Annotated in this window: 8 protein-coding genes and 1 pseudogene; 8 read left to right on the top strand and 1 reads right to left on the bottom strand. The window is 59.7% G+C overall.

Features of this window, described 5'->3' with window-relative positions:
- The first annotated feature begins 16 nt into the window (after window positions 1-16).
- The 7 genes and pseudogenes from algG (at window position 17) to AABM54_RS05260 (ending at window position 9,527) form a co-directional block, all read left to right on the top strand.
- The gene (gene algG, locus AABM54_RS05290) at window positions 17-1,609 is read left to right on the top strand and encodes a mannuronan 5-epimerase AlgG (RefSeq protein WP_347904267.1); all 1,593 of its coding nucleotides are present in this window, start codon (window positions 17-19) and stop codon (window positions 1,607-1,609) included.
- Window positions 1,610-1,619: 10 nt separating this feature from the next.
- On the top strand, window positions 1,620-3,068 hold the full coding sequence (locus AABM54_RS05285) for an alginate O-acetyltransferase (protein WP_347904265.1): 1,449 nt from the start codon (window positions 1,620-1,622) through the stop codon (window positions 3,066-3,068).
- Between the two features lie 8 nt (window positions 3,069-3,076).
- The gene (locus tag AABM54_RS05280) at window positions 3,077-4,201 is read left to right on the top strand and encodes a mannuronate-specific alginate lyase (protein ID WP_347904264.1); all 1,125 of its coding nucleotides are present in this window, start codon (window positions 3,077-3,079) and stop codon (window positions 4,199-4,201) included.
- A 248-nt stretch (window positions 4,202-4,449) separates the two neighbouring features.
- Window positions 4,450-6,007 (top strand): annotated as a pseudogene (locus AABM54_RS05275) (MBOAT family protein).
- Window positions 6,008-6,018: 11 nt separating this feature from the next.
- The gene (locus AABM54_RS05270; RefSeq protein ID WP_347904262.1) at window positions 6,019-7,194 is read left to right on the top strand and encodes an alginate O-acetyltransferase; all 1,176 of its coding nucleotides are present in this window, start codon (window positions 6,019-6,021) and stop codon (window positions 7,192-7,194) included.
- A 14-nt stretch (window positions 7,195-7,208) separates the two neighbouring features.
- Window positions 7,209-7,865: an alginate O-acetyltransferase AlgF gene (locus AABM54_RS05265; RefSeq protein ID WP_347904261.1), complete on the top strand. Its 657-nt coding sequence runs from the start codon at window positions 7,209-7,211 to the stop codon at window positions 7,863-7,865.
- Between the two features lie 210 nt (window positions 7,866-8,075).
- The gene (locus tag AABM54_RS05260) at window positions 8,076-9,527 is read left to right on the top strand and encodes a mannose-1-phosphate guanylyltransferase/mannose-6-phosphate isomerase (RefSeq protein ID WP_347904259.1); all 1,452 of its coding nucleotides are present in this window, start codon (window positions 8,076-8,078) and stop codon (window positions 9,525-9,527) included.
- A 94-nt stretch (window positions 9,528-9,621) separates the two neighbouring features.
- Here AABM54_RS05260 and AABM54_RS05255 read toward each other — a convergent pair whose 3' ends face one another.
- Window positions 9,622-12,402, bottom strand: coding sequence for an RHS repeat-associated core domain-containing protein (locus AABM54_RS05255; protein WP_347904257.1), 2,781 nt, complete (start codon window positions 12,400-12,402; stop codon window positions 9,622-9,624).
- A gap of 100 nt (window positions 12,403-12,502) precedes the next feature.
- On the opposite strand from AABM54_RS05255, the gene AABM54_RS05250 reads away from it, so the two are divergent.
- The gene (locus AABM54_RS05250; protein ID WP_347906134.1) at window positions 12,503-12,628 is read left to right on the top strand and encodes an alginate biosynthesis protein AlgA; all 126 of its coding nucleotides are present in this window, start codon (window positions 12,503-12,505) and stop codon (window positions 12,626-12,628) included.
- Window positions 12,629-12,706: the final 78 nt, after the last annotated feature.

The following is a 12,706-nucleotide window of genomic DNA, read 5'->3' as shown; positions in this document are numbered from 1 at the left end:
CAAGGGAGTGCACGACATGACCACGCAAGCCATCAAAGGCTCGATCAGCCTGCTGGCCGCCGCACTGTTGCTGGCCAGCACTGCGGCGCTCGCCAACGTTGAACCGCTGGCGCCTGTCCAGAAAGGGCAGCAGGCAACCGTCGCCAAGGGACTGCAACACGCCAAGACCTACACCGTCAGCAGTGCACCGACCGCACCGCTGGAGCTGGCCGCACCGACGTTGCCCGACCTTTCCGGCTACACCGCGCAAGCCGTTGAGGCGAAGATCGTGCGGACCAAAACCGGCAAGGTCAGCGTGCGCCGGATGATGCAGGAAAACGCCCTGAAGGACTTTATCGGCGGAGACAACAAGATGGCCGAGTGGGTGGTGCGCCAGCACGGCATCCCTCAGGCAATCTTCATCGACGACGGTTACATCAACCTCAAGGACCTGGCCAAAACGCTGCCCAAGCAATACCTCAGCGAGACTTCGCCGGGGGTGTTCCTGGCACGCCTGCCGATTGTGGTCGGTGAAAAAGGCATCCTTGAAATCGACAAACAAACGCAAGAGCTGCGCTTGTCCGAAGAGGCCGGTTCATTCCTGGTCAACGACGGCCAACTGTTTGTGACCGACACCCGAATCACCGGTTGGCGCGAGAAGGCCAACGGCCCGGCGACCTTCCGTTCACCCAACGAATTTCGCCCGTTCCTGCTGGCCTGGGGCGGCACCGAGACCTACATCGTCAACAGCAAAATGGCGAGTTTCGGTTACTCCAACAGCAAGTCCTACGGCGTGAGTATTTCCCAATACACGCCGAACATGGCCAAGGTACTCAAGCGGCCGGAACCGACAGGCTGGATCGTCGATTCCGAGTTCTCGGACATGTGGTACGGCTTCTACTGCTATGAAACCCAGGACTTCGTGGTCAAGGGCAGCACCTACCGCGACAACATTGTCTACGGCATCGACCCCCACGACCGTTCGCACGGGCTGATCATCGCCGACAACACCGTCTTCGGTACGAAGAAGAAGCACGGGATCATCATTTCCCGTGAGGTGAACGACAGCTTCATCTTCAACAACCGCAGCTACGACAACCACCTCTCGGGGCTGGTGATCGACCGTAACAGCATCAACAACGTGATCGCCTACAACGAGATCTACAAGAACCACACCGACGGCATCACCCTCTATGAGAGTGCCGACAACCTGTTGTGGGGCAACAAGGTGATCAGCAACAAACGCCACGGCATCCGCATTCGTAACAGCGTGAACATTCGCCTCTACGAGAACGTCGCCATGGCCAACGGTCTGACCGGGGTCTACGGGCACATCAAGGACCTCACCGACACCGACCGTGACATCAAGCTCGACCCGTTCGACGCCCAGGTGTCGCTGATCGTGGTCGGCGGTGAACTGGCGGCCAACGGCAGCGGGCCGATGTCCATCGACTCGCCATTGAGCGTCGAGCTGTACCGAGTGTCGTTGATGGCACCGACCAAATCCAGCGGCATCAGCTTCTCGGGGATTCTTGGCGAACGTCAGGACGAAATCCTCGACCTGTTGGTGCGCCAGCAGAAAGCCGTGCTGATCGACCCCGTCGAACGCCAGACCGACATGCGCGACTGAGGATAACTTTATGCACCCACACTTGATCAAATTGCTCAGCCTCTCGGCCCTGACGGCGGGCATTCTCGCGGCCAGCACCAGCGTGCGAGCCGACGATGCCAAAGCCCCGAGCTTCACCGCCGACCCGTGCTGCAACCTGTGCCCGCAAGCTCATGACGCGAAGAACTACACCACGCGCTATCAGCAGAACTTCACCACGCTGGTACAAGCGCAAGGCGACTGGCTGTTCCGCACCCAGGAAGACCTGCGCACCGAATTCAACACCACGGCCGAAGGTTATCGTCGCCTCAAGCAACTGCGCGAAGCCTTCAAAAGCAAAGGCGTGGAACTGGTGGTGGTGTATCAGCCGACCCGTGGCCTGGTGAACCGCAACAAGCTCAACCCGCAAGAGAAAGCCGCGTTCGATTACGACAAGGCGTTGAAAAACTACCAGACCATGCTCGCTCGTTTTGCCGAGATGGGTTACGTAGTGCCTGACCTGTCGCCGCTGGCCAACGAATCGCTGCCGGACACCTTGCCGGCCCACGATTTCTACTTCCGTGGCGACCAGCACTGGACCCCTTACGGCGCCCAGCGCACCGCGAAAATCGTCGCCGAGAAGGTCAAGCAACTGCCTGAGTTTACCGACATTCCCAAGCGCGAATTCGAGACCAGGAAGTCCGGACGCATGGGCAAGACCGGCACCCTGCACAACATGGCCGGGCAACTCTGTGGCACCAGTTACGCGATCCAGTACATGGACCAGTTCACCACCGAGCCTAAAGGTGAAGCAGCGGACGGCGACCTGTTCGGTGATTCCGGCAACCCGCAGATCACCCTGGTCGGCACCAGTCACAGCGGCAAGAACTACAACTTCGCCGGGTTCCTCGAAGAGGCCATCGGCGCTGACATTCTCAACGTCGCGTTCCCCGGCGGCGGCCTGGAAGGCTCGATGCTGCAATACCTGGGCAGCGACGAATTCCAGAAAACCCCGCCGAAGATTCTCATCTGGGAGTTCTCGCCGCTGTACCGCCTCGATCAGGAAACCATCTACCGCCAGATGATGGCGCTGCTCGACAACGGCTGTGAAGGCAAGGAAGCGCAAATGTCCGGCAGCAGCACCCTCAAGCTGGGCAAAAACGAGTTGATGGTCAACCGTAACAACCTCGACCTGCGTAACAGCAATCATCAGGTCGACATTCGGTTCGCCGACCCGTCGGTGAAAACCCTGCAAGCCACCCTCTGGTACATGAACGGCCGCCACGAGGACATCAAGATCGACAAACCGGAAACCTCCGACACCGACGGGCGTTTCGCCTTTGAGCTGCGCACGGACGAAGACTGGGCCTCGCAAAACTTGCTGGCCGTCGAAGTCCAGGGCCCTGAAGCAGGGGCCGCGCCGCAGAAAGTCGAAGCGAAAATCTGCAAACGCAACGTGTTCCCGAGTGCCGAGCAGCGTACTGCTTCGGTCGGGCAATGAGGTCTGCCATGCAAAATCCGACACTGAAAACCGTGCTTGCGCCTGCGCTGCTGAGCCTGGCGATGTTCGCCGGGGCCACTCAGGCGGCCGCGCCCTTGCGTCCACCCCAGGGCTACTTTGCACCCGTGGATAAGTTCAAGACTGGCGATGCCAGCGAAGGCTGTGACGCGACGCCGACGCCGTACACCGGCGCCCTGCAATTTCGCAGCAAATACGAAGGCTCCGACAAGGCACGCTCAACACTGAACGTGCAGTCGGAAAAAGCCTTCCGCGACACCACCGCCGACATCACCACGCTGGAGCGCGGCACCAGCAAACGGGTGATGCAGTTCATGCGCGACGGTCGCCCGGAGCAACTGGAATGCACGCTGAACTGGCTGACTACGTGGGCTCGGGCGAATGCACTGATGTCCAAGGACTTCAACCACACCGGCAAGTCGATGCGCAAATGGGCGCTGGGCAGCATGGCATCGGCGTACATCCGCCTGAAATTCTCCGACTCGCATCCGCTGGCCAACCATCAGCAAGAGTCGCAGTTGATCGAAGCCTGGTTCAGCAAAATGGCGGATCAAGTGGTCAGCGACTGGGACAACCTGCCGCTGGAGCAAACCAACAATCACTCGTACTGGGCTGCCTGGTCGGTGATGGCGACCTCGGTCGCGACCAACCGCCGCGACCTGTTTGACTGGGCCGTGAAGGAATACAAGGTCGGTGCCAATCAGGTCGACGCCCAGGGCTTTTTGCCCAACGAACTCAAGCGCCAGCAACGCGCCCTCGCCTACCACAACTACGCCCTGCCACCGCTGGCGATGATCGCCAGTTTCGCGCAGGTCAACGGTGTGGACTTGCGCCAGGAAAACAACGGCGCGCTGAAGCGCCTGGGGGATCGGGTGCTGGCGGGGGTGAAAGACCCGGACATCTTTGAGAAGAAGAACGGCAAGGAGCAGGACATGACCGACCTGAAAGTCGACTCGAAATTCGCCTGGCTCGAACCCTTCTGCACGCTCTACACCTGCTCGCCCGAGGTGCTGGAGCGCAAGCATGAAATGCAGCCGTTCAAGACATTTCGCCTGGGGGGCGACCTGACCAAGGTCTACGATCCGTCCAACGAAAAAGGCAACAAGGGTTCTTGAAGCTGAATGTATTGCCCTGTGGCGAGGGAGCTTGCTCCCGCTCGGCTGCGAAGCAGTCGTAACTCAATTAACGCGGATTAACTGACCCACCGCGTCATCAGGTTTTAGGGGGGGGCTGCGCCCCCAGCGGGAGCAAGCTCCCTCGCCACAGGTAAGTGCGCAGCATGCAATACAACCACTCCGGATTATGCGGGGGGTTTGGGGGGGCCGTTGGCCCTTGACTGTTGGTTAAACAAGGAGAGATCGGGATGGTGTTTTCATCCAATGTGTTCCTGTTTTTGTTCTTGCCGGTCTTTCTCGGCATGTACTACCTGAGCGGGATTCGCTATCGCAATCTGCTGCTGCTGATCGCCAGCTACGTGTTCTATGCCTGGTGGCGTGTGGACTTCCTGGCGCTGTTCGCCGCCGTCACGCTGTGGAACTACTGGATCGGCCTGAAAGTCGGCGCAGCAGGCGTGCGGACCACACCGGCCCAGCGCTGGCTGCTCCTGGGCGTGGGCGTCGACCTGTGCATCCTCGGCTACTTCAAGTACGCCAACTTCGGCGTCGACAGCATCAACGCGATGATGACGTCGGTCGGCCTGTCGCCGTTCATCCTGACCCACGTGCTGTTGCCGATCGGGATCTCGTTCTACATCTTCGAGTCCATCAGCTACATCATCGACGTCTACCGCGGCGACACCCCGGCGACCCGCAACCTGATCGACTTCGCGGCGTTCGTGGCGATCTTCCCGCACTTGATTGCCGGCCCGGTGTTGCGCTTTCGCGACCTGGCCGACCAGTTCAACAACCGCACCCACACCCTCGACAAGTTCTCCGAAGGCGCGACGCGGTTCATGCAGGGTTTCATCAAGAAAGTATTCATCGCCGATACGCTGGCGGTGGTCGCCGACCATTGCTTTGCCTTGCAAAACCCGACCACGGGTGACGCCTGGCTCGGCGCGCTGGCCTACACCGCGCAGCTGTACTTCGACTTCTCCGGCTACAGCGACATGGCCATCGGCCTGGGCTTGATGATGGGTTTTCGCTTCATGGAAAACTTCAAGCAGCCGTACATCAGCCAGTCGATCACCGAGTTCTGGCGTCGCTGGCACATCAGCCTCTCCACCTGGCTGCGCGACTACCTGTACATCACGCTCGGCGGTAACCGTAAAGGCACGCTGATGACCTATCGCAACCTGTTCCTGACCATGCTGCTCGGTGGTCTGTGGCACGGCGCGAACATCACCTACATCGTCTGGGGCGCCTGGCACGGCATGTGGCTGGCGATTGAAAAAGCCATCGGCCTCAACACTTCGCCGCGCCGCTTCAACCCGATTCGCTGGGCGCTGACCTTCCTGCTGGTCGTCATGGGCTGGGTGATCTTCCGCGCCGAAAACCTGCACGTAGCCGCTCGCATGTACGGCGCGATGTTCAGCTTCAGCGAGTGGTCGCTGTCGGAACTCAACCGCGCCAGCCTCACCGGCCTGCAAGTGGCGACGTTGGTCGTGGCGTACGCAACGCTGGCGTTCTTCGGCCTGCGCGATTTCTACCGCAATCAGCCGCCGGTCAAACGCCAACCCGTCGAAGCTGATGGCCCTGCCACCGCGCAACCCGGCCTGATCAAAGCCGTACCGGGCGACAACCCGGCGAGCATCCATGAACCCGGTTACAGCGTCGGCGTCGATGCCCAGGTGCAACCGGCCCTACTGGGTCGCGGACTGGCCGCGCTACGCCATGCGGGCGCTGGTGCTGCTGTTGTTCATCGCCTCGATCCTGAAACTCTCGGCGCAAAGTTTCTCGCCGTTCCTTTACTTCCAGTTCTGAGGGATCTGACCATGACCCGCTCATTACGTCTGTTCTACATCGCCCTGTTCCTCGTGACCCTGCTGGTGCTGGGCCTGTGGTCGGTGCGCAGCTTCTTCGGCTTCAACACCAACCCCGACGCGACCGTGCTCAACGGTCGCTGGGCCAAAGCCGTGGAAACCCATTACGACGACGAATTCCCGATCAAGCGCCTGGGCACCAACCTCTGGGCTCTGCTTGACTTCAAGCTGTTCAACGAAGGTCGTCCGGGCGTGGTGCTCGGTCGCGATCAGTGGTTGTACAGCGATGAAGAATTCAACCCGGTGGTCAACGAAGAGCTGAACCTGCAAGGCAACTACGCGCTGGTCGAGGGCGTGCGCCAAACGCTCAAGGCCCGTGGCGTGCAACTGGTGATGGCGATTGTCCCGGCCAAGGTTCGCCTGTACCCGGAACACCTCGGTGAGGTGAAACCGGCGAGCATCCACGCCGACCTCTACAAGGATTTCCACAACCGGGTCGCCGCCGACAGGATCCTCGCTCCCGACCTGCTTAGGCCCCTGCAACTGGCCAAGCAGAACGGCCAGCAAGTGTTCCTGCGCACCGACACGCACTGGACGCCGGAGGGTGCGCAAGTCGCCGCCGAGCAACTGGCCAAGACCATTGCCGAGAAAACCCCGCTCAGTGGCCAGCCGCAGCGTTATGTCACCCACGCCGCAGAGAAAGTGACCCACAAGGGCGACCTGCGGCTGTTCCTGCCACTCGATCCGCTGTTCGAAAACCTGATGCCAGCCACCGAGCCGTTGCACAAGCGCACCACCGTTGCGGTGGATAACGCGCCGGCCGGTGACGATGCGCTGTTCGCCGACAGCGAAGTCCCCGTGGCACTGATCGGCACCAGTTACAGCGCCAACCCCAACTGGAACTTCGTCGGCGCACTCAAGCAGGCGCTGCACAGCGACGTGGTCAATTACGCCGAAGACGGCCACGGCCCAATCCTGCCGATGCTCAGCTACCTGAAAAGCGACGCCTTCAAGAACAGCCCGCCGCAGGTGCTGATCTGGGAGTTTCCTGAACGTTATCTGCCGGTGAACAACGAAATCGGCGACGCCGACCCGCAGTGGGTCGCAGAGCTGAAACAAGCCGGCGTAAACCAACAAAACGTAGCGATTAACTCCAAATCCGAGACGCCCGACCGGGCGCAAAACTGAAAGAGGTAACTCCTATGACTTTCACTACCAAGTCTCACCGTCTCGCCAAGACCTTTGCTCTCGTCGCAGGCATGAGCGTGTTGTCGATGCAGGCTTTCGCCGCTGGCGACGCCGCGCTCTATGGCCCGACCGCGCCGAAAGGTTCGAGCTTCGTGCGCATCTACAACGCCAGCAACGCTGAAGTCAGCGCCAGTGTCGGCAGCACCAGCCTGAGCGACGTCGCACCGCTGGCCAGCAGTGACTTCAGCTTCCTGCCCGGTGGCGACTACAGCGCCAAGGTCGGCAGCCAGACCGTGCCGGTGAAACTCGCCGCCGACCACTATTACACCCTGGTCAACACTGCCAGCGGCCAGCCACAACTGATCGAAGAACCGCCGTTCAAGAACAAGCAGAAGTCGCTGGTGCGGGTGCAGAACCTCAGCGACAAGGCGCTGACCCTGAAGACCGCCGACGGCAAGACCGAAGTGGTCAAGACCGTCGCGGCCAAGGGCCGTGGCGAGCGTGAAATCAACCCGGTGAAGGTCAGCCTGGCGCTGTACGACGGTGACAAAAAAGTCGGCGACGTGAAACCGGTTGCCCTGGAGCGCGGTGAAGCGGCCGTGCTCTACGTCACCGGTAACGGCAGCAGCCTGTCGCCAGTCTGGGTGAAACGCCCGGTGTCGACGCGTTAACAGATTTGCCCGGTTGACCCATTTCCCTGTGGGAGCCGGGCTTGCCCGCGATGCAGACGACTCGGTGCAACAAACAGACCGAGGTGATGCCACCGCAGGCAAGCCAGCTCCCACAGGGACTGAGGTGTCAGTTGGGACACGAAACAAAAACAAGAGTGAAACGACAGAACGTTCGTGCTCTAACCCAATCGATTTTCAAGGAGTAACAACATGATTCCGGTGATCTTGTCAGGTGGTAGCGGCTCACGTCTTTGGCCGCTTTCGCGCAAGCAGTTTCCCAAGCAATTCCTCGCCCTGACCGGCGAACACACGCTGTTCCAGCAAACCCTGGAACGGCTGGTGTTCGAAGGCATGGACACCCCGATCGTGGTCTGCAACAAGGACCACCGTTTCATCGTCAACGAGCAACTGAGCAACCGTAAGCTGGAAGCCCAGCGCATCCTCATGGAACCGTTCGGGCGCAACACTGCACCTGCCGTGGCGCTGACCGCGATGATGCTGGTCAACGAAGGCCGCGACGAACTGATGCTGGTGCTGCCCGCCGACCACGTGCTGGAAGACCAGAAAGCCCTGCAACGCGCCCTGGCCCTGGCCACCGTGGCCGCCGAGCGCGGTGAAATGGTGTTGTTCGGCGTGCCGGCGACCAAACCGGAAACCGGTTACGGCTACATCAAGTCCACCCATGATGCGCTGCTGCCCGAAGGCGTCAGCCGGGTCTCGCACTTCGTGGAAAAACCCGACGTGAAACGCGCCACCGAGTTCGTCCAGGCCGGCGGTTATTTCTGGAACAGCGGCATGTTCCTGTTCCGCGCCAGCCGCTTCCTCGAAGAGCTGAAAAAGCACGACCCGGACATTTACGACACCTGCCTGCTGACGCTGGAGCGCAGCGAACAGGACGCCGACACCATCACCTTCGACGAAGCCACGTTCGCTTGCTGCCCGGACAACTCCATCGACTATGCCGTGATGGAAAAAACCCAACGCGCCTGCGTGGTGCCGCTGTCCGCCGGTTGGAGCGATGTCGGTTGCTGGTCGTCGCTGTGGGAGGTCAACGATAAAGACGCCAACGGCAACGTGACCAAGGGCGACGTGGTGATCCAGGACAGCCGCAACTGCATGATCCACGGCAACGGCAAACTGGTGTCGGTGATTGGCCTTGAGAACATTGTGGTGGTCGAAACCAAGGACGCCATGATGATCGCCCACAAGGACAAGGTCCAAGGCGTGAAACAGATGGTCAACACCCTCAACGAACAGGGCCGCAGCGAAACCCAGAACCACTGCGAGGTCTACCGTCCGTGGGGTTCCTACGACTCGGTGGACATGGGCGGGCGTTTTCAGGTCAAGCACATCTCGGTAAAACCGGGCGCGTGCCTGTCATTGCAGATGCACCACCACCGCGCCGAACACTGGATCGTGGTCAGCGGCACGGCCGAAGTGACCTGCGACGAAAACGTGTTCCTGCTGTGCGAAAACCAGTCAACCTACATCCCGATTGCTTCGGTTCACCGCTTGCGTAATCCGGGGAAGATTCCGCTGGAGATTATCGAGGTGCAGTCGGGTAGTTATTTGGGTGAGGATGATATCGAGCGGTTTGAGGATATTTATGGTCGGTCTACGCCGGTTGAGCGTGGGGTGTCGGTGAAGACCATCGCGCAGTAATCGTTTAGTACAGGAAGCCCTCGTCCAGCCGACTGCGTTCCCTATCCGCAGTGGGTTGGGCGGGGACTTACTTATTGTCTCGACAGCCCCCCTTTTACAGAGGCCGCGCATCTCCCCATCCAAGGGCCATAGCTTGCGAGCGAGGGTTTATCGCTTGTGTCCTGATTTTTTTTAGATTTACAGTTTCATTGACTTGACTCAATGCATTCATCGTCAAGTAAGTTCCGGCACCACGAAGGCTTAAGGTATCTTTCGCTATCCCTTCTTCGTCGATGGCACGACATAATTGCTCTCCACTCAACTGAGAGCCTGGATCAATCACGGTAAAATCGACCGTCAATTCTGCATCCTCGTTTTCTAAAGGGAATGTCAGGGTCATCATCGTGAAGCCATAAACCTTACGTTGCGCAGGCTCCTTATCACGGTCCGATTTATTAATGAGCGCAAACAGCCGTGTGTCTGGTTTCCTCCCCGACATCAAATCCATAACCCGTATGATCCCTTCCCGGCTCACCGAATCCGACAGGAGCTCTGAAATATACTCGCCAGCCTTGAAGTTCCATTTCTGTTTAGCAGCGTCTTTGGCTTTCGTAACGATGGGGGACTTGGCCAGGCCCGCATATTTTTTCCTGTAGTTCCCCAGTACACCCTTCATTTCTTCAGTATCCATGACGCCAGACTCTTTTCGCCCGCGCTGATCTTCTCTGGTACCCACCCCGATTTCTACAACTTCAAAATCGTCGCTCCCCTTATATAAGCCTGATGCCCCATCCAAAACTTTTACAGTCTTTTTTTGAAGCTGAGCCTTAAAGAAAAACAAATTAAAAGTATTAACCTCTATTTCCAGCGTTTTAAGAGCGCCTGACTTAACTTTGCCTGCGGCTTTAGACGGCAGCAGCTCCAGACCATCTGCATCTCTGTAACTGATCGGGCTATTACCAACCATGCTATACAGATTAAGCCCATCAATAGCTCCCGCCGGATCCGGATTCACCCACCGCTGTAACCAAGGCATGTAATACCTGAACCCATAATAATAAAGCCCCGTCGCATCCCGCTCTTTCCCCGAGTAGCGCACCGTCTTGTAACTGACCTGCACCGCCTCGCCATCCGCCCACGCCGTGCCGCCGAACGGGTAGTAGCGTTCCTGGCTGATGACCTTGGCGTCCTGATCCAGCTCCAATGTGGATGAACCCAAATGATCGCTCAGGCTGTAGCGCTGCTGGTCGTTGGCGATTTGTGCAGGGCGCTGCGCTTCCCAATGCAACACCCGCACACTGCCGCGCCCGGCCTGAACGCTGATCACCTGTAACGCTTCGCCGGTGCCGCTGTGAGTACGCAGTTCCAGATTCGGCAGATAACGGACTTCTGCGGTCACCGTTTGGGCCTTGGTGTGTGTCGAGCGCACTTTGCGCACGCGCATCCCGTCGGCACCGTAAAAGTAGCGCTCGCTATCGTCGGCTCCGGAGTCGCGCTCGACCGGGCGCACTTCGCGCAACTGGTTACGCAGGTCCCAACTCAAGGCTTGCCCCGGTTGCAGATTGAGCAGGTTGCCGTTGGCATCGAAGCCGTTGCGAAAGTCTTCCTCGCCCGGTTCCACGCCGTTGCGCACTGGCAAGCAACGGTTGCTGTACGCCGCAGCGGCCAGACGATGGCCGGGGTTTTGCGGGCCGACATGGGTCAGTTCCGGCAGGTTATTGCCAGCGTCATAGCGATAGGTCTGGCGGTAATTGCCAACCGCGGCGGGGTCGGCGGCAACGGATGAAGACGGACCTTGATGGGCAGCACCCGCCTCCCAACCCGTGGCTTCGATCAGTTGATAAAGGCTGTCATAGCCGTAACGGTTGATCGGCTCGATGCGCTGATTGGCGAAGTAACGAATCGGCAGCGCAGCGTCTTCGATGCTCAGCACGTTGCCCACCGGGTCGTACTCGTAGCGCAGGTTTTGCAGCTCGTCGTTGCCGCGTTTGGCCTGAAGTCGGCTGAGGCGGCCATCTTCAGCGGCGTATTCGAGCGTGGTGAGTACACCGTTGCCGGCGGTTTCCCGCTCGATCTGGCCGTGGGCGTTGTACTGGATTTCGCTGACCAGGGTTTTCGGCGCGGGATCTTTGGGCAGTTGAAGGCGAACCTCACGCAACTGACCGGCGACGGTCTGGCTGAACAGCTGCCGGTTGGTTTTGGCGTCGATCTGTTCGATCACCTCGCCCAATGGGTTGAAGCGTGAACGGGTCGTGGCGCCAACACCCGGCTCAAGCAACTTGCCTCGATCCGCCACAGGCTCCGGCCAATCGGGGGCATCCAGCGCGGACAGAAACTGCCGCGTCTGCTCCAGCAGCCCGCCCGTCAACCCAAATGCCGCGAACCACTGCGTGCCCGCCGGATCATCGTGACGAATCAATTGCCCGCACTGGTTATGCGCGGCGCAGGCCGGATCGGCACTGCCATAGCTAAAACGCTCAGCACACAACGGTCGGTCGCCCAGCGCCTGCTCAAACACCGCCAACGGGCGCAACTGATCGTCATATTCGCTCCGGCGCAGACTGCCACGACCATCCCAGCCCTGCACCGGCTGATCGGCTTCGCCCAACAGACTGGCACGCCACCCGGCATCAACGCTGGTCGTGCTCAACGCCTTGCCGGACAAGGAATAGACCGTGGCCAGGTTGGCCGGCGCCGAAACACCCGCCAGCAATCGCGGATCCCACTGGGCCACCGCTCGCCCGGCGCCGTCATAGGCTGTGCGGTTGACTCGCCCTTCGAGCGGACCTGCAATGGCACTGCGGCAATAACCCACTGACCGCACCGCCAACCCCCGAGGGTCTGCGACCGTCAGCGTCGGGGTGTGGTGGTGTAGCGTGAGCGTCTGAACCGGCATGGTTTGTCATCATCCTTGGGTTTGATCACAGCTAATGCTGAAAAGCCTCGTTTGGCTACTGTCAGAAATTACAGTGCCGACCGGTGGTTAAGGGAGCCCGCTGGAAATCATCGGGGTGCAATCGGGGAGTTATCTGGGTGAGGACGATATCGAGCGGTTTGAGGATATCTATGGTCGGTCCACGCCGATTGAGCGGGGGGTGTCGGTGAAAACCATCGCGCAGTAAGTAACCCTTGGAACAAGAAACCCCCGTCCAGTCCGCTGCGTCCCCTATCCGTAGCGGGTTGGGAGGGGGCTTTTTTGT

Source organism: Pseudomonas purpurea, from assembly GCF_039908635.1.
Classification (GTDB): Bacteria; Pseudomonadota; Gammaproteobacteria; order Pseudomonadales; family Pseudomonadaceae; genus Aquipseudomonas; species Aquipseudomonas purpurea.
The sequence above is the reverse complement of the archived record's forward strand: the minus strand, read 5'-3'. Positions and strand labels throughout refer to the sequence as shown.

Excerpts from the sequence above, each read along its gene's own strand:
- algG (WP_347904267.1), top strand. The coding sequence starts at position 17 with ATGACCACGCAAGCCATCAAAGGCTCGATCAGCCTGCTGGCCGCCGCA.
- AABM54_RS05285 (WP_347904265.1), top strand. The coding sequence starts at position 1,620 with ATGCACCCACACTTGATCAAATTGCTCAGCCTCTCGGCCCTGACGGCG.
- AABM54_RS05280 (WP_347904264.1), top strand. The coding sequence starts at position 3,077 with ATGCAAAATCCGACACTGAAAACCGTGCTTGCGCCTGCGCTGCTGAGC.
- AABM54_RS05270 (WP_347904262.1), top strand. The coding sequence starts at position 6,019 with ATGACCCGCTCATTACGTCTGTTCTACATCGCCCTGTTCCTCGTGACC.
- AABM54_RS05265 (WP_347904261.1), top strand. The coding sequence starts at position 7,209 with ATGACTTTCACTACCAAGTCTCACCGTCTCGCCAAGACCTTTGCTCTC.
- AABM54_RS05260 (WP_347904259.1), top strand. The coding sequence starts at position 8,076 with ATGATTCCGGTGATCTTGTCAGGTGGTAGCGGCTCACGTCTTTGGCCG.
- AABM54_RS05255 (WP_347904257.1), bottom strand. The coding sequence starts at position 12,402 with ATGCCGGTTCAGACGCTCACGCTACACCACCACACCCCGACGCTGACG.